This is a genomic window from Luteibacter sp. PvP120 (assembly GCF_054055715.1).
In genome coordinates this window covers 404,927-424,467 of the sequence record NZ_JBSRXP010000001.1, presented here as the reverse complement: position 1 = coordinate 424,467, position 19,541 = coordinate 404,927, and the positions used below count along the sequence as shown (strand labels likewise).

The following is a 19,541-nucleotide window of genomic DNA, read 5'->3' as shown; positions in this document are numbered from 1 at the left end:
CACCGGTTTCTGCGCGATCGGCTCGGCCAAATCCAATATCGGCCACTGCGAAAGCGCCGCGGGTATCGCGGGCGTCACCAAGGTGCTGTTGCAACTGAAGCATCGACAGCTGGCGCCGAGCCTGCACTCGTCCACGCTCAATCCCGATATCGATTTCGCGCGCACGCCCTTCGTCGTGCAGCAGGAGCTCGCCCCCTGGCACGCGCCGACCCTCGACGGCCGCGAAGCCGCACGTGTGGCAGGTGTCTCCTCGTTCGGGGCAGGTGGCGCGAACGCCCACGTGCTGATCGAGGAATACATCGCGCCCGAGCGCCCGGATACGGTGGCCGCGAACGCACCGCCAGCCATCGTCTTGCTGTCCGCACGAGACGAGGATCGCCTGCGCGAACGCGTGCAGGCGTTGCTCGACCACCTCGACGTCAACGAGGTGTCCCTGGCCGACCTCGCCCATACCTTGCAGGTGGGCCGTGAGGCGATGGACGAGCGACTCGGCCTGATCGTTTCCACGTTGGACGCGCTGCGCGCGAAGTTGTCCGCCTGGCTGGCCGGCGAGACCGGCATCGACGATCTTCACGGCGGCCAGGCCCGGCGCCACCAGGAGGCGCTGGCCGAGCTGGACGACGATGACGACATGGCCGCCACCGTGCGGGCGTGGCTCGACAAGGGCAAGTACGGCAAGCTGGTCGGGCTATGGGCGCGCGGCCTGGATGTGGATTGGGCTGCGCTGTATCCAGCGGGCTCACCGCGGCCGCATCGCATCGGACTGCCGACCTATCCGTTCGCGCGCGAGCGCTACTGGGTCGACCTCGGCCCGGCGACGCTGCCCGCGGGCACGGCACCGCTGCACCCGCTCGTGCATCGCAATACGTCCACGTTCGCGCAGCAGCGCTTCACGTCGCATTTCACCGGCGATGAGTTCTTCCTCGCCGGGCATGTCGTCCGTGGCGTCCGAATGCTGCCTGGCGTCGCGCAGCTGGAAATGGCCTACCACGCGGTAACCGAGGCGCTGGACGAGGCCGGCATCCTGTCGCTGCGCGATGTGCGCTGGACGCGCGCCGTCACGGTCGCCGACGAGCCGATCGACCTGCACATTGTCCTTGCCGTCGATGGCGATGCCATCCGCTTCGACATCGCGCGTGATGTCGACGGTGGTACCACGACCTTTGGGCATGGCACGGTGGAGGTCCATGCCGATGCGCCTCCTGCGGTGTTCCATGACCTTGACGCGCTCAGGCAACAGGCCACCCTGGGGCAGCTGGATGCGGATGCCTGCTATGCCTGGTTCGAACGCATGGGGCTGGACTACGGTCCCGGGTTGCGCGGCCTGCGCACGCTCCACATCGGCACGGACCAGCTGTTGGCGCGTATCGAACTGCCGTCGTCGCAACGCATGGACGGCTACACGCTGCACCCGGCGTTGCTGGATGCCGCGCTGCAATCCGTGGTCGGCCTGATGATCGCGGAGGACGCCAACGCCGAGCCGGCCCTGTGGCTGCCCGTGGCGCTGGACGGGCTGACCGTGCACGCGCCGCTTCCCTCGAACCTGTGGGGCGTGGTGCGTGCCGTGGCCAGCGCGGATGCCGGCACCCGGCGCTTCGACATCGACCTGTGCGACGACGCTGGCAGCGTCTGCGTCGGCCTGGCCGGCCTGGTCGTGCAGCCGGTGCCGGACGCGACGCCCGGAACTCGCCTGATGTTCGCCACCCCCGACTGGACCGAACGGTCGGCCCATGGAGCGGGGCTCGCGCCGAGGGCGTGGGCGCGGCATGTGGTGCTTGCCTGCGGCGTGGACGATGCGGCGCTGGCACGTGTGCGCCAGCGCCTTGCCGAGGCGACCTGCCTGGCGCTGCCTTCGACAGGAACCCTTGCCGGGGATTACGCCGCCGCTGCCGTGATGCTGCTGGAGCTTTTGCAGGCGCAGGACAGTACGTCGGGGCCGGCCTTGTTCCAGTTCGTGATCGCGGGGCAGGGCGACGCACGGACCATGAGCGGACTGGGTGGCATGTTGCGCACGGCCACGCTGGAGGACCCGGCCATCCACGGTCAGGTGATCGAGCTCGACGGCAGCGAGGATATCGCCCGCGTGCTCGACGAAAACCGCGACAGCACGGCGACGCGTATCCGCTACGTGGATGGATCGCGTCAGGAAGGCGGCTGGCTCGAGGCGGACGCCGCCATCGACGCCGCGCCTGTGTGGCGCAGCGGGGCGACCTACCTCATCACCGGCGGCGTCGGTGGCCTCGGGCTGATCTTCGCGCGCGACATCGCCACCCAGGCACCCGGGGCGACGTTGGTGCTGACCGGCCGTTCGGCACCGGGCGAGGCCACGCGTGAGTCGCTGGCATCGCTGGAGGCCATGGGTGTCACCGTGCGCTATCGCCAGCTGGACGTGGCCGATGCGGACGCCGTGGCGCGCTGCGTGCGCGAGACGGCGGCTGCCGATGGCCTGCATGGCATCGTGCACAGCGCGGGCGTGCTGCGCGACAGCTTCATCATGCGCAAGACGCACGAGGAACTGGCCGACGTGCTGCGTGCGAAGCTTGCCGGCACGCTCAACCTCGACGACGCCAGCCGCGATCTGCCGCTGGAATGCTTTATCTGTTTTTCGTCCATCGCGTCCGCCTTCGGCAACCTCGGCCAGGCCGACTACGCCGCCGCGAACGGCTTCATGGACGCGTTCGCGCAGCACCGCAACGACCTGGTCGCCCAGGGCCTCCGTGCCGGCCGCACCCTGTCGGTGAACTGGCCGCTGTGGGACGAGGGCGGCATGCAGGTCGGTGCCGCCACGCGGCGCTACCTCGCCCAGGAAACCGGCATGACACCGCTGCCGACCGCCGCGGGTTGCCGTGCGCTGGCCGGCGCATGGTCGCTCGGCGCGTCGCAGGTACTGGTGATGCAGGGCGATCCGGCGCGTTTGAGGACGCTGTTAGGCGACCAGGCACAGGCACCGACCGTTCACCCCGTCGCCGTGGCTCATGGACCAGCGCCCGCCGCGGCGGACGACCTGCGCGATCGCACGGTACGCCATCTCGTCCGCCTCCTTGCGACCACGCTGCGCCTGCCGCCGCACAAGGTCGATGCGGAGGCGCGCCTGGAGGCCTACGGCATCGACTCCGTGCTGACCCTGGAACTCACCGCCGAACTGGAGAAGACCTTCGGTGTGCTGCCGAAGACGCTGTTCTTCGAATACCAGAGCATCGCGACACTGGCTGGCTATTTCACGCGAGCCCATCGCGCCACGCTGGCGACGCTGTTCGGCAACACAGGCCAGACGAGCGAGACGGAAGCGCCGGGTGCTGCCGGTGCGGCCCGTGAGGTCGCCGCCACTCGTGCAGCCGACAGCGCCGTTCGCGCGGTCGGTGCCGCCGCGGCATCGGCGGTGCGGTTCGGGTCGCCGGCTCCGGTGGCCCCGGGCGCATCGCGCGTCGCACTGCGCCACCGCCATGGCGGCGTGGCTGCCGCCGCGGGCGCCGAGGCCGGTGTACCGGCGTTGGCCGAGGAAGGCATCGCCATCGTCGGCCTCGCCGGGCGCTACCCGCAAGCCGCCGACCTGGACGCCTTCTGGGCCAACCTCAGCCAGGGCAGGGACAGCATCACCGATATTCCGCTCGAACGCTGGGACCACACGCTCTACTTCGACGAGGATCGCAGCCGCGCCGGCAAGACGTACGGCAAATGGGGCGGCTTCATCGACGGCGTGGACCGTTTCGATGCGCGGTTCTTCCATATCTCGCCGCGCGAAGCGTCGCTGATGGACCCGCAGGAGCGTCTGTTCCTCGAATGCGCGTACGCCACCCTGGAGGATGCGGGCTACACGCCGGACAACGTGGCGACGGATCGCGACGTCGGCGTGTTCGTCGGTGTCATGTACGAGGAATACCAGCTGTACGGCGCGCAGGCCCAGGTACGCGGCGACGGTGTCGCCGTGGCGGGCAGTCCGGCGTCCATCGCCAACCGCGTATCCCACGTCTGCGATTTCAATGGCCCGAGCATGGCGCTGGACACCATGTGTTCCTCGTCGTTGACGGCCATTCACCTGGCCTGCGAAAGCCTGCTGCGTGGCGGTTGCTCCGTGGCGATCGCCGGCGGGGTCAACCTGTCGCTGCACCCGAACAAGTACCTCGTGCTCGCCCAGGGCCGTTTCATCTCGGGCAAGGGCCGCTGCGAAAGCTTCGGCGAAGGTGGCGACGGCTACGTGCCCGGGGAAGGCGTGGGCGCCGTGCTGTTGAAGCCGCTGGCCCGCGCGGTGGCCGATGGCGATCATATCTACGGTGTGATCCGCGGCACCGCGATCAATCACGGCGGCCGAACCCACGGCTATACCGTGCCCAATCCGAACGCGCAGGCGAGCGTGATCGAGCGTGCCCTGCGTGCGGCCGGCGTGGATGCGCGCGAGGTCAGCTATGTCGAGGCGCATGGCACGGGTACCCGTCTGGGCGACCCGATCGAGATCGCCGGCCTGGCGAAGGCCTTCCAGGCATGGACGGCGGATACCGGCTTCTGCGCGATCGGCTCGGCCAAGTCGAACATCGGCCATGCCGAGAGCGCCGCGGGTATCGCCGGCCTGACCAAGGTGCTGTTGCAGATGAAGCACCGGCAACTCGTGCCGAGCCTGCATTCGGCCGTGCTCAATCCCGCGATCGACTTCGGGCAGACGCCCTTCGTCGTCCAGCAGGAACTCGCGCCCTGGTCGCGGCCGGTCGTGAACGGCCGCGAGAAACGGCGGATCGCCGGCTTGTCCTCGTTCGGCGCAGGCGGCGCCAACGCGCACCTGGTGGTCGAGGAATACGAGGACACCAGGGCACACGAGGACGCCGCCACGCATGCGGCGAACCCGGCGGGCCCGGCCATGGTGCTGCTGTCCGCCCGCGACGAAGCGTGCCTGCGTGAACGCGCGCAGGCGCTGCTCGACCACCTGCGGACGAACGACGTCGATCTGCACGACCTGGCGTACACCCTGCAGGTCGGACGCGAGGCGATGGATGAGCGCCTGGCCTTGCTGGTGTCTTCCATGGGTGCCTTGCGCGAAAAGCTGGAAGCCTTCCTGGCCGGCGACGCATCGGTGGACGACCTGTACCGCGGCCAGGCCAGGCGCAACCGCGATGCGCTGGCCGCACTGGCCGGCGACGACGACATGGCCGGCACCGTGGCGACATGGCTCGCCCGGGGCAAGCATGCCCGGCTGCTCGACCTGTGGAGCAAGGGTATGTCGCTCGACTGGCCGCGCCTGCATGCCGCCGGTGGACGCCGGTCGCGACGGATCAGCCTGCCGACGTACCCGTTCGCGCGGGAGCGTCACTGGATCGACGTGGCCCCCCTCACCGAGCCCACGGAAAGCGTGACGGGCGCGGTGCCGGGCGGTGTCTTGCCAGCCGTGGCCGTCGCGTCCGTAGCGACAGCGATGCCACTCGCACCCGCGCCACGGATGACCTCGACGGCGGCGCATGCCGTGGACGTTCCCGTGCAGACACTACTTTTCCGCCCCCTGTGGCGAGCGGCCGATGCCACCGATACGGCCCCGACGGGGGAGGCGTTCACGTCACGCTTCGTCATGCTGTGCGGCTTCGACGAAACCACCGCCGCCCATCTGCGCGCACGTTTGCCGGGGCTCGCCTGCCTCTGCATCGACGATGCCGCGACGGACCTGCCAGGCGTCTTCGAGCGTGCGGCCATCGCCCTGCTGGAGGCGATCCAGGCGCGCATCGGCAAATCCGGACGGCACCTGATCCAGGTGGTCGTCCCCTTGGACAGCGACGGCGAAATCCTGGCGGGACTGGGCGGCATGCTGCGCACGGCGCAGCGCGAACACGAGCGGCTCGTCGGCCAGGTCGTCGCCGTTGCGTCCGGACCGGACGTGGGCGAGGCGATCGATAGGGCGCGGGATACCGGCGCCGCTCACGCACGCTACGTGCACGGCCGCTGCGAAGTGGCCGCGTGGGCCGAGCAGGACGTCGTGGCCGATGCCACGTCGCCGTGGAAGGATCGTGGTGTCTACCTCATCACTGGGGGCGCCGGCGGCCTGGGCCTGATCTTCGCCCACGCCATTGCGCGCGAGGTACGCCATCCGGTGCTGGTACTCACCGGTCGCACGCCGATGAACGATGCGATCAAGACACAGGTGCGCTCGCTGGAGACGCTGGGCGCCGTGGTGAGCTACCACGCCGTGGATGTCGCCGACGCCGAGGCCGTGACCACGCTGGTGCGCTCACTGCCCGAGACCTTCGAAAGCCTGGACGGCATCATCCACAGCGCGGGCGTGACCCGCGACAGCTACCTGGTCGCCAAGACACCGCAGCAGTTGCGCGAGGTGTTCGGCGCCAAGGTGGCCGGCCTGGTGAACCTGGACGAAGCCAGCGGCGACATGGCGCTGGACGTCTTCGTCGCCTTCGCGTCCATCGCCGGGGCGATCGGCAGCGTGGGGCAGGCCGACTACGCAGCGGCCAACGCGTTCATGGATGCCTTCGTCGAGCGTCGCACCGCACGCGTCGCGCTGGGCGAGCGGCAAGGCCGCAGCCTGTCGATCGACTGGCCGCTGTGGGCGGAGGGCGGCATGCAGGTGGATGCTGCCACACGCGACATGCTGGCCGGACAACTGGGCATGTACCCGCTGGACAGCGCGGCGGGCGTGGATGCGCTGCGCCAGGCATGGACCGGTGGCAACGATCGGTTGCTGGTGATCGCCGGCCATGCGCCGCGCCTGCGCGAAAGCCTGCTCGGCGACGCCTCGGCTTCCGTGACCGTGTCGGCATCGATGTCCGCACCGGTATCCGTTGCGGCAGCCGTGTCGGCATCGGCACACCTGCCTGCGCCCCCGGCAGCGGTGCTCGCCGAGCAGGTCGGGCAGGTGCTGGAAGGCATGGTCTCGCGCCTGATCGCCGTGCGACCGGAAGACCTCGACGGCGATACCACGTTCAGCGAATACGGATTCGATTCCGTCTCGCTGACGGAGTTCGGCAACGCGCTGAACACGCATTACGGACTGCGACTGACGCCGACGATCTTCTTCGAGCATTCGACCCTCGATGGTCTGGGCGCCTACCTCGTGCGCGAGCACGCCGCGGCCATCGCGTCCGTATCGCTCCCCTTGTCCACGGCCGCCATGGCCACCCCGGAGACCGCCGAACCGATGGCGCCGGCCGCACCTGCCGTCGCCACTCTCACCGACACGGCCATGGCACACGCGAGCGCCGCAGACGAGCCCATCGCCATCATCGGCATGAGCGGTCAGTTCCCGCAGGCCCGCGATATCGCCGCGTTCTGGGACAACCTGCGCGAAGGCAGGGACAGCATCGTCGAGGTTCCCCCCTCGCGCTGGGACTGGCGTGCGTGGTTCGGCGACCCGGCGCGCGAGCCGAACCGGACCAACATCACCCGGGGCGGCTTCATCGACGGTGTCGACGAATTCGATCCGATGTTCTTCGGTATCTCGCCGAAGGAAGCCGAACTGATGGATCCGCAGCAGCGGCTGATGATGATCCACGTGTGGAAGGCGCTCGAGGACGCCGGTTATGCCGGGCCGTCCCTGGCCGGCAGCGACACCGCCATCTTCGTCGGCACCGGATCGACGGGCTACGCCACGCTGGTGGCCCGCGCGGACCTCGGCGGACAGGCCTACGCCTCCACCGGCGGCGTGCCGTCGGTGGGGCCGAACCGGATCAGCTACCTGTTCGACTGGCACGGGCCCAGCGAACCGGTGGAGACCGCGTGCTCCAGTTCGTTGATCGCGCTGCATCGTGGCGTGCGGGCGATCCGCGCCGGCGATACGTCGGTCGCGGTCGTCGGTGGCGTGAATACCATCGTGACGCCGGAGGCGCACATCAGCTTCAGCAAGGCCGGCATGCTGAGCGAGGACGGTCGCTGCAAGACGTTCTCGGCCGATGCCGACGGCTACGTGCGCGGCGAGGGCGTCGCCATGCTGGTTTTGAAGCCCCTGTCTGCGGCGGAGCGCGACGGCGACACGATCCACGGCCTGGTGCGTGGCACCGCCGAAAACCACGGCGGCCACGCCAATTCGCTGACCGCACCCAATCCGGTCGCGCAGGCAGCGGTGATCCGCAAGGCCCAGCACCAGGCCGGCATCGATCCGCGGACGGTGACCTATGTGGAGGCACACGGTACCGGTACCCGCCTGGGCGATCCCGTGGAGATCCAGGGCCTGAAGGCCGCGTTCGGCGACGATACGGTAGCCGCGCCGTACTGCGGCCTGGGTTCGGTGAAAACCAACATCGGCCACCTCGAACTGGCCGCCGGCGTGGCCGGCGTGGTCAAGGTGCTGTTGCAGATGAAGCACCGCACGCTGGTGAAAAGCCTGCACAGCGACACGCTCAATCCGTACATCGACCTGGACGGCAGTCCCTTCTACGTCGTGCGCGAGGCCCGTCCCTGGGCCACCGTGAGCGACGCGCAGGGCCGGCCGTTGCCACGACGCGCCGGCGTGAGTTCGTTCGGCTTCGGCGGGGTCAACGCACACGTGGTACTGGAGGAATACGTCCCGGCGACGCCGAGGCCACCCATGGCACCGGCCGTACCCGCGATCGTCGTGCTTTCGGCACGCAACGAGGCCCGCCTGGCCGAACAGGTGCGTGCGTTGCAGGCTTTCGTCCTGCAAGGCGACGTCGACCTGGCCGACCTGGCCTATACGCTGCAGGTGGGGCGCGAGGCGATGGAGGCCCGGCTCGGCTTCGTCGCCGAGAGCATGGCGCATCTGCGCCAGACCCTGACCCTGCTGGCCGATGGCGCAAGCGTCGCGGGTGTCGTACAGGGCAGGGCGCTGCGCAACCGCGCGGCCCCGCCGGTCGTTTTCGACGGCGACAGGGGCATGCTGCTGCGGCAGTGGGTCGAGGGACGTGCGGTGGACTGGCGCACGCTGTACGGCACGGCGATGCCACGCCGCATCGGCCTGCCCACCTATCCGTTCGCCCGCGAGCGTCACTGGATAACCGTGGGCGCCGTCATCGACATGCGCCCTGCCACTGCCCCTGTCACTGCCGCCGTAGCCGACAGGGCAGCGGCGCCGGCCCAGGCCGACGACGAATGGCTGCTTGCGCCGGTGTGGGACGTGATGCTGGCTGCCGCTGTCGACGGTAGCGCCGCTAGCGCCGAACAACGCGTGGCGCTGCTCGGCGGTACGGACGCGCAGCGTGCGCTGCTCACCGCCCGCTGGCCGGGTGCGACGGTGCTGGCCACGCCCGAGGAGGCAGGCCATGCCACGTTCGATCACCTGGTCTGGATACTCCCCGGGGACACCGCGCCAGATCACGCGAACGACGACTTGACCGACGACGAGGCTCTGATCGCCGTCCAGCAGGACGGCGTGGTCACCGGCTTCCGCCTCGCCAAGGCCTTGCTCGGCCACGGCGCCGATGCGCGCGCGTTGCAGTGGACCGTGGTGACGTTCGGCACCCAGGCGGTGCATCGCAACGACGTGCCTGCGCCGGCCAGCGCCGGTGTGCATGGCTGGATCGGCGCGATGGCGCGGGAATACCCGCGCTGGCAGCTGCGCCTGATCGACCTGCCGGCTGGCGAACCGTGGCCCGTTGACACGATGTTCGACCTGCCGTGCGAACCCGCCGGGGCGGCATGCGCCTGGCGTCGTGGCCAGTGGCTGCGCCAGCGGCTTGCCCCCGTGGACGTCGATGCGACGGCGGCGGGCGAACTGCCGTGGCGGCCGGGTGGCGTCTACGTGGTCATCGGCGGCGCCGGCGGTATCGGACAGGCCTGGACCGAGCACATGGTGCGCACGTACGGAGCCCACGTGGTGTGGATCGGGCGCCGCGCCGCGGACGCCACGATCGAGCAGGCGCGACAGCGCATCGCTGCCGTCGGCCCGACCCCGTGGTACATCGCGGCGGATGCGTCCGACCGCCAGGCCCTGGCGCACGCCCGCGACGCGGTGCTGGCCCGCCATGGCGCCATCCACGGTGTCGTGCATGCGGCCATCGCCCTGCGCGACGGCAGCATCGCGCAGATGGACGAGGACGGCCTGCGCTCCGGGCTGGCGGCGAAGGTCGATGCCAGCGTGCGCATGGCCCAGGTGTTCGCCGGCCTCCCGCTGGACGTCATGCTGTTCTTCTCGTCGATGATCGGTTTCACGACGCCGGCGGGGCAGGCCGTCTATGCGGCCGGATGCCGCTTCAAGGACGCCTACGCGCTGCGCCTGGCCGCACGCCTGCCGTATCCGGTGAAGGTCATCGACTGGGGCTACTGGGGCAGCATCGGTACGGTGGCCTCGCCCATGTACCGCGAGCGCATGGCACGGCAGGGCATCGGCTCGATCGAGCCGGCCGACGGCATGCGTGCCCTGGATCGCCTGATGCGGACGCCCCTTGCACGACTGGGTTACGTCAAGGTGGTGCCCGGGCGCGAGACCGATGGCGGCGTGTTCGACCTCATCGGCGATACCCGGCTTCGTGTCGATGTCGCCACGTATTCTTCGGTGGCGGTGCCGGTCCCGGCTCTTGCCGCATCGGTCGGGTTCGCGGGCGATGCCGCCGCACTGGCGGCGGAGGGCGAGCAGATCGACCGCCTGTCGCTGGCGATCCTGCGCGCGGAGCTGCGGGCCCTGGGCCTGACGGATACGGCCAAGGCGGTCGCGTGGCATCCCCGCCATGCACGCTGGCTGGCCCACAGCCTGGACCGGGTCGCCCGTGCCGATGCGCTGGCCGGTGCCGATGCGACGCCGTCTTTAGCCGAGGCCTGGGCCACGTGGGACGCGCGCAAGGCGACATGGCTGGTCGAGGGCCACGTACGTCGTGCACAGGTCTGCCTGGTGGACGGGATGCTGCGCGCACTGCCGGCCATTCTCAGCGGCCAGGTGCAGGCCACGGCGGTGATGTTCCCCGAGTCGTCCATGCGCCTGGTCGAAGGCATCTACCAGGGCAATGCCGTGGCGGACCACTTCAACGACGTGCTCGGCCAGGCGGTGGCGGACTTCGTCGCCGCGCGTATCGCCGCCGACCCGACGGCCCGCCTGCGCATCCTCGAGATCGGCGCGGGGACCGGCGGCACCAGCGCGCGGCTGATGGCTCGCCTGGCGCCGCATGCCGCACACGTCGACACCTACTGCTACACCGACCTCTCGCGCGCCTTCCTGCTGCATGCGCAGGCCACCTACGGTCCGCACTACCCGTACCTGGACTACCGCCTGCTGGATATCGGCCGTCCGCTGGCGGGGCAGGGCATCGAGGCAGGTAGCTACGACCTGGTGGTCGCCACCAACGTGCTGCATGCCACGCCCGATATCCGCGAAAGCCTGCGCAACGCGAAAGCGCTGCTGCGTCCGCACGGCCTGCTGGCGTTGAACGAGCTCAGCAGCTGCGAGCTGTGGGCGCATCTCACCTTCGGCCTGCTGGACGGCTGGTGGCTGTACGAGGACGAGGCCCTGCGGATGCCCGGCTGTCCCAGCCTGTCGCCCGCGGGCTGGGCGACGGTGCTTGCCGAGGAAGGCTATGCCCCGGTGGCGTTCCCCGCGCAGGACAGCCACGCGCTGGGCCAGCAGGTGATCGTGGCCCGCAGTGACGGGATCACCCGGCAACGGCAGGTGCCGCGCGTGACTGCCTCGGCCGCTGTCGCCACGGCGAGCGTGACCGGTACGGTTCCACCGCTGGCCGTGGCCGCCGACAGGCCCGTTGCCGCTGGCCAAACCATGCACGCCGACGTCGCGCTGGCGGACAAGTGCAGGGCCGCCCTGCGCAAGCTGGTCGCAGCCAGCCTGAAGATGCCGGCGGGCAGTATCGAGACCGACATAGGACTGGACCGTTACGGCATGGACTCCATCCTGGTGCTGGAACTGACCCACGTATTGCGGGACACGTTCGAGGCACTGGGTATCGGCGAGGCGGTGACCACCACGCTGTTCTTCGAGCATCCGAGCATCGATGCGCTGGCCGACCACTTCATCGCGACCGAGCCGTCCGCGATGGCACGCTGGGTGGGCCTGCATCGCCCATCCGCGACGCATCGCGATGCAACGGAGGCCACAGACACCACGGACGGCGCGCCGCGGCGGATCGGCACGCGCCTGGCCGGCGACACCTTCGTGCTGGCCGACCACCAGGTCAACGGCGCGCGCGTGCTGCCCGGTGTCGTGCACATGGAGATGGCGCTGGCTGCCGCCCGCCAGGCGCTGGGGCGCAAGGTGCGCGGCCTGCGCAAGATCGTCTGGGCGCGGCCGCTGGTCGCCGACGAGAACGGCGTGACCGTGCATGTCGCCTGGTCCACCGATCGAAGCGGACGCGACGACTACACGATCGAGGCCGGCGACGACGCCACGGTGTACAGCCAGGGCAGCGCGGCACCCTCGGAAGCGCCGGTGGCCACCGTGCGACACGACCTGGACACGCTGCGCCGGGACTGCGCGCTGGCCCACGCCGACGCGGCACGATGCCAGGCCGTCTTCGCGCGCAAGGGGCTGCACTATGGACCCGGCTTCCGTGGCCTGGACGAGCTGTTCATCGGCGACGGCCGGGTGCTGGCGAAGATCTCGCTGCCGGTCTCCGTGGCGTCCACGCTGGACGACTACGTGCTTCATCCCAGCCTGCTCGACGCGGCCTTGCAGGCCGCGCTCGGCCTGCACCTGGGCACGGGCGACAACGACGATGACGTGGCGCTCGCGCTGCCGTTCGCGCTGGACGCCCTGGATGTGCTGGCGCCGTGCACGTCCCGGATGTGGGCCTTCGTCCGCTACAGCGATCCGGCGGGCCGCGACGGACCCGTGCAGTACCTCGACATCGACCTGTGCGACCCGACCGGCGCGGTTTGCGTGCGCCTGACCCGGCTCAGCCTGCGCCTTCTGGATATTCCACCGACACGTGACACGCCCACCGACCGGACCCTTCACGACATGAACGACACCACCGGCGTCACCGCATCCACTGGCCCCTCGCGCCTGCTTCGCGAACGGAGCGTCCTGCAGTTGAGGAAGCTGATCGCGAAGGGGTTATCCCTGCCGCTGGATGCCATCGGCGAGAACATCGGCTTCGACGAGTACGGCATCGATTCGATCCTGGTCATGGAACTGACCAACGCGCTGCGCGAGGCCTTCGGCGCCGAACACATCGGCACCACGCTATTCTTCGAGCACCGCGACATCGACAGCCTGGTCGAGCATTTCCTGCAGACCGATCCGGACGGGCTGCTGCGCTGGACCGGGCTCGCGGGAGCGGTCGCACCCGCACCGGCTGCGGCACCTGCACCCGCCGCGGTGCCCGTATCCGCTGCGACGCAGGCGAGCGAACAACCGGTCGGACCCTCGATACCGACGGCTCCCGCCACGACGACGCCCACGGCACCGGTCGTGCAGCGCGCCGCAGCCACCCCCGTGCACGCGCCGGCCCCCGTGGCGCCCTTCGACGTGGCGATCGTCGGCCTGTCCGGCCGCTATCCCGCGGCCGACGACGTGCACGGGTTCTGGGAGAACCTGGTGGCGGGCCGCAACTGCGTCACCGAAGTGCCGCCGGAACGCTGGGACCATGCGCGTTTCTTCGATGCCGCGAAGGGTGTGCCGGGCAAGACCTATACGCGCTGGGCCGGCCTCATCGACGGCGTGGATCGCTTCGACCGGCTGTTCTTCAACATCGCGCCGCGCGAGGCGCGGTTGATGAGCCCGCAGGAGCGGCTGTTCATGCAGGAGGTGCATGCCAGCATCGAGGATGCCGGCTACACCGCCGCGAACCTGCACACCAACCGGAAGATCGGCGTGTTCGTCGGGGTGACCAACGAGCACTACGCCACCGGCGCGCGGTTCTGGTCGATCGCCAACCGTATCTCGCACCTGTGCAACTTCCAGGGCCCGAGCATGGCGGTGGACACGGCCTGCTCGTCGTCCCTGACCGCCGTGCACCTGGCGATCGAGAGCCTGCGTAGCGGTGACAGCGAGGTGGCTATCGCCGGCGGCGTGAACCTGATCGTGGCGCCGACCCAGCTGATCGACCTGGCGTCGATGACCATGCTGGCCGCCGACGACAAGTGCAAGTCGTTCGCCGCCGACGGCGACGGCTTCGTCGATGCCGAAGCGGTGGGCGCGTTGGTGCTCAAGCCGCTGCACCGCGCCGTGGCCGACGGCGACCACGTCTATGGCGTCATCAAGGGCAGCGCGATCAACGCCGGCGGCAAGACCAACAGCTATCTGGTGCCCAGCCCGGCATTGCAGGCGCAACTGGTGGCCGATGCGCTGCGGCGCGCCGGCGTGGACGCCCGTTCGATCGGTTACGTGGAGGCGCAGGGCACCGGCAGCAGCCTGGGCGATCCCATCGAGATCGCCGGCCTGTCGAAGGCGTTCCGCCAGTGGACGGCGGACCGGCAGTTCTGCGCGATCGGCTCGGCCAAGTCGAACATCGGCCACAGCGAGAGCGCCAGCGGCTTTGTCGCGATCAGCAAGGTGCTGATGCAGATGAAGCACCGCACGCTGGTGCCCAGCCTGCACGCCGCCAGCCTCAACCCGAACATCCGCTTCGCCGACACGCCGTTCTTCGTCCAGCAGGCGCTGGGCCCGTGGACGCGTCCGACGCAGGAGATCGACGGCCGGCCGCACGAACTGCCGCGCCGGGCGGGTGTCTCGTCCTTCGGTGCCGGCGGTGCCAATGCGCACCTGGTGATCGAGGAATACATCGCCCCGCCCGAGGCCGCGCGGGCCATCGATGGCCCTGCGATGATCGTGCTTTCCGCACGCGATCCGGAGCGCCTGCAGGCGCGTGCGCGGCGGCTGCTGGCGGCGCTCGCGCCCGAACGCATCGAAGCGGAGGCGACGCTGGCCGATATCGCGTACACGCTGCAGGTCGGCCGCGAGGCGATGGAAGAACGACTGGCCTGGCTGGTCGAATCGGTGGACGAACTGCGCGCGAAGCTGGCCGCCTTCGTCGAAGGCGATGTCGACGGCGCCGAGGCCTACCGCGGCCAGGCACGGCGCAACGCCTTCGCGATGCTGGCCGACGACGAGGACATGCAGGTGGCCGTGCAGGCCTGGGTGGCCAAGGGCAAGTTCGGCAAGCTGCTGGACTTGTGGGTCAAGGGCTTCTCCTTCGACTGGAACGCCCTGTATGCCCACGGCCAGCTAAGTCCGCGCAGGATCAGCCTGCCGACCTATCCGTTCGCGCGCGAGCGTTGCTGGACCGACGTCCGCTACCCGGATGCGCCGGATGCACCGGGCGTGACGACGATGCACGCCGCGACGGCGGTGCCTGCCGCAACGGACCACGTCGGTCCCGTCCGCGAAGACGACGACATGGCGACCATGACGCGGATCTGGTGCGACCTGCTGGGTCGTCCGTCGGTGGCTGAGGACGACGACTTCTTCGAACTGGGCGGCCACTCGCTGCTGGGCACCCAGCTGGCGGCACGGATTCGTGACGAGTTCGGCGTAGACGTGCCGGTAAGCACGCTGCTGGAAGCACCGACCGTGACCGCGCTGCTCGCACGGATGCGCGGCATCGCCCCGATGCCGGCAGCGACGTCCGCGCCGCCGGCCACGACGGATGCCGCCGTCGACACGAACGGCCGCGCTGGCGGGGCAGACGAGAGCGAGGCGTTTCCGCTGTCGTTCGCCCAGCAGCGCCTGTGGTTCCTGGACCAGCTGGAAGGCCATAGCCCGACCTACAACATCCCGGCCGCGGTGCGCCTGAAGGGCAGTCTCGACGATCGCTCGCTGCAGGCGGCGCTCGACGATGTGGTGGCCCGCCACGATGCGCTGCGCGCGCGCTTCGAAAGCATCGACGGCTCGCCCGTGCAGCGCATCGCCAACGACGTGACGCTGGACTTCGTGCGCCACGACCTGCGCCAGCTGTCGCCGAAGGAACGCGACGTCAAGACCCGCTGGCTGATGCTGGACGAGGCACGCACGCCGTTCGACCTGCAGACCGGCCCCCTGGTCCGCAGCCGCCTGCTGCGTCTGGGCGAGCACGAACATCTGCTGCTGCTGACCATGCACCACATCGTCTCCGACGGCTGGTCGATGGGCATCGTGGTGCGCGAGCTGGGCATGCTGTACGCCGCGCACAGCACCGGCGCACCGGTGTCGCTGCCCGAGCTGCCCATGCGCTACGTGGACTTCGCCCGCTGGCAGCGCCAGTGGCTGAGCGGGGAGGTGCTGGATCGTCAGCTGGATTACTGGAAGCGTCAGCTGGCCGGCGCGCCCACGCTGCTGACCCTGCCCACCGACCGTCCGCGCCCGGCCCGGCAGGGGCAGGACGGCGCCGCGCTCGCCTACGCGCTGCCGACAGGGCTGAGCGCGCAGCTGAACGCACTCAGCCGGAAGTCGCAGAGCACGCTGTTCATGACCTTGTGCGCGGCGTTCAACGTGCTGCTGGCCCGCTATGCCGGGCAGAGCGACATCTGCATCGGCACGCCGATCGCCAACCGCAACCGCAGCGAGATCGAGGACCTGATCGGTTTCTTCGTCAACACGCTGGTGCTGCGCACGCAGGTGGACCTGTCGGCCGGCTTCACCGACCTGCTGAAGCAGGTGCGCACCACCACGCTGGATGCCTATGCACACCAGGACGTGCAGTTCGAACAACTGGTGGGCGCGGTGCAGCCCGAACGGCACACCAGCTACACGCCCCTGTTCCAGGTGATGCTGGTGCTGCAGAACTCGCCGATGAACCTGGCGCTGCCCGGCTTGCAGCTGGAGCTGGTGCCGCACGAGGTGGTCACGGCCAAGTTCGACATCACGCTCACGCTCACGGAAGGCCCGTCCGGCCTGCATGGCAGCTTCGAGTACAACACCGACCTGTTCGACGCCGGCACCATCGAGCGCATGGGCGTGCATTTCGGCAACCTGTTGCAGGCCATCGTGGACGAACCCACCCGCGCGCTGGGCGACCTTCCGATGATCGCGCCGGCGGAACGGAAGCGGTTGCTCTACGGCTTCAACGATACGGCAAAGGTCTACCCGCGCGTCGGACCGGCATCGCATACCCTGCAGCAGTTGTTCGAGGCGCAGGTGGCGCGCACGCCTGAGCAGGTCGCGGTGGTGTATGCGGGCGTCGCGCTCACCTACGCGGAACTCAACGCCCGCGCCAATCGCCTGGCCCGGCACCTGCGTGGCCTGGGCGTGGGGGCCGACACCCTGGTCGGCCTGTGCACCGAACGGTCGATCGAGATGATCGTCGGGCTGTACGCGATCCTCAAGGCCGGTGGCGCCTATGTGCCGCTGGACCCCACGTATCCGTCGGATCGCCTGGCCACGATCGTGGACGATGCCGCGCCGAAGGCGATCCTCACCCAGCGGCAGCACCGCGACGCGGTACCCCCGGTGGCCGGCCTGCCGGTGCTCTGCCTGGATGTCGACGATGCCCCGTGGGAGGGAAACGCGGACGGCGACCTGGATCACCGCACGCAGCCGGGACACCTGGCCTACGTGATCTACACCTCCGGTTCCACCGGCAAGCCGAAGGGGGTGGCGATCGACCATCGCGGCATCGTCAATCGCCTGCAATGGATGCAGGAGGCCTATCCGCTGACCGCCGCCGATCGCGTGCTGCAGAAAACCCCCTTCAGCTTCGATGTCTCGGTATGGGAGTTCTTCTGGCCGTTGCTGGAAGGGGCGACCCTGGTCGTGGCCCGTCCCGGCGGCCACCAGGACGTGGCCTACCTGGCCGGCATCATCGATGCGGAAGGGATCACCACGGCGCACTTCGTCCCGCCGATGCTGGACGTGTTCCTCAACGAGGTGGAGCCGGGCAGCGGCTGCTCGCTGCGCCAGGTGATGTGCAGCGGCCAGGCCCTGCCGCTGGAACTGCAGCAGCGTTTCTTCGCCACCTGGCAGCACGTGGCGCTGCATAACCTCTACGGACCCACCGAAGCCTCGGTGGACGTCACCTACTGGGCCTGCCGCAAGGACAGTCCGCTCAACTGCGTGCCCATCGGCTTGCCGATCGCCAACATCCAGATCCACATCCTGGACGACGCGCTGGAGCCGGTGCCGGTGGGTGTGGTCGGGCACCTGTACATCGCGGGCGTCGGCCTGGCGCGCGGCTACGTCAACCGGCCGGAACTGACCGCGCAGACCTTCATCCCCAATCCGTTCAGTGCCAGCCCCGGTGCGCGCATGTACCTCTCCGGCGACTTGGCGCGCTACCTGCCCGACGGCACCATCGACTACCTCGGGCGCAGCGACCACCAGGTCAAGATCCGCGGCCTGCGCATCGAACTCGGGGAAATCGAGGCGACGCTCGCAGCCATCGACGCGGTACGCGACGTAGTGGTCCTCGCGCGTGCCGACGAACGCGGCGTACCGCGGCTGGTGGCCTACCTGGTGGCCCACGACGAGGCGACCCTGCCGGACGCGGCGTCGCTGCGCGCGACCTTGTTGCGCACGCTACCCGACTACATGGTGCCGGAGTATTTCGTCACGCTGGCGGCGATGCCGCTGACCGCCAACGGCAAGGTCGATCGCAAGGCCCTGCCGGCGCCGGAGATGGTGCAGGACGAAGCGGCGCACGTCGCACCGCGCACGCCGACCGAGCAGCGTATCGCCGCGGTATGGGCCGATGTGCTGAAGGTGGAGAAGATCGGCGCGATGGACGACTTCTTCGAACTGGGCGGCCACTCGCTGCTGGCCACCCAGCTGGTGTCGCAGTTGCGCAAGCGACAGATCGCCGGCATCGAGTTGCGCGACCTGTTCGCCCACTCGACCCTGGGCGGGCTGGCCTCCTTCGTCGACGCCAGCCACGCCGGCGGACGCCACCCCAACCTGGTGCCGATCCGCGCGGAGGGCACGTCGACACCGCTGTTCCTGGTCCATCCGATCGGTGGCGGCGTGCAGTATGCGTTCGACCTGGCCCGTCAACTGGATTCGGACCAGCCGGTATTCGGCCTTGCGGCCACCGGGCTGGGGGAAGGCGAAACCCCGCTGGACACCATTGCCGGCATGGCCGACGCCTATGTGGACGCCATCCGCCAGGTGCAGCCGACGGGTCCCTACCAGCTGGCTGGGTGGTCGCTGGGCGGCATGATCGCCTACGACATGGCCCATCGCCTGGTCCAGGCCGGCGAGCGCGTGCGTTTCGTCGGTCTGATCGACACCGGGAGCCCCGCCATGCGCGCCCGTCTGCTCGCGGAGCACCCGGTACGCTCCGAGGCCTGCCGAGGCCTGCTGAACTGGATGCTCGACCTGCCGGCTGCCGTGGACGATCCGCGTCGGCATCCCGCGTTCGACGAGTTGATGGCACTGGCGGCGCGTGACGACCTTACCGGCATGATCGACGTGTGCCGGCGCGAAGCCTTGCTGCCGGACCACCTGGACACCGCGCAGGTACGGCGGACGGTGGCGCTCTACGGGGCCTCGGCACGCGCTGCGGACACCTATCGCGCGCCGGTCGCCGCCGGGCTGCCGGTGACCTTCTTCGCCGCCGGGCGCGGCGAGGGCGAGGAGGTGAGCCTGGGCTGGCGTGACCTGCTCGGCTCCTCGCTCGACATCGTCCGTATCGGCGGTACGCACCTGTCGATGGTGCGGCCGCCGCTGCTCGACCGCCTGGCGCGCGAGATCGCCGGCCGGATCGGCCACGTTTCCGCACCCGTCGCCCGCCCGGCCGCCAACCAGTGAA

1 protein-coding gene (cut by a window edge) is annotated in these 19,541 nt (G+C 69.7%); it reads left to right on the top strand.

The window, feature by feature from the left end; translation table 11 throughout:
* A protein-coding gene (locus ACVKN3_RS01590) for an amino acid adenylation domain-containing protein (protein ID WP_354512920.1) crosses the window boundary here: on the top strand, positions 1 to 19,540 show its 3' portion. Its footprint begins 13,292 nt before the window's first position; only the last 19,540 of its 32,832 coding nucleotides appear in the window; the start codon falls outside the window, past its left edge; it ends in the stop codon at positions 19,538 to 19,540.
* Position 19,541 lies beyond the last annotated feature (1 nt).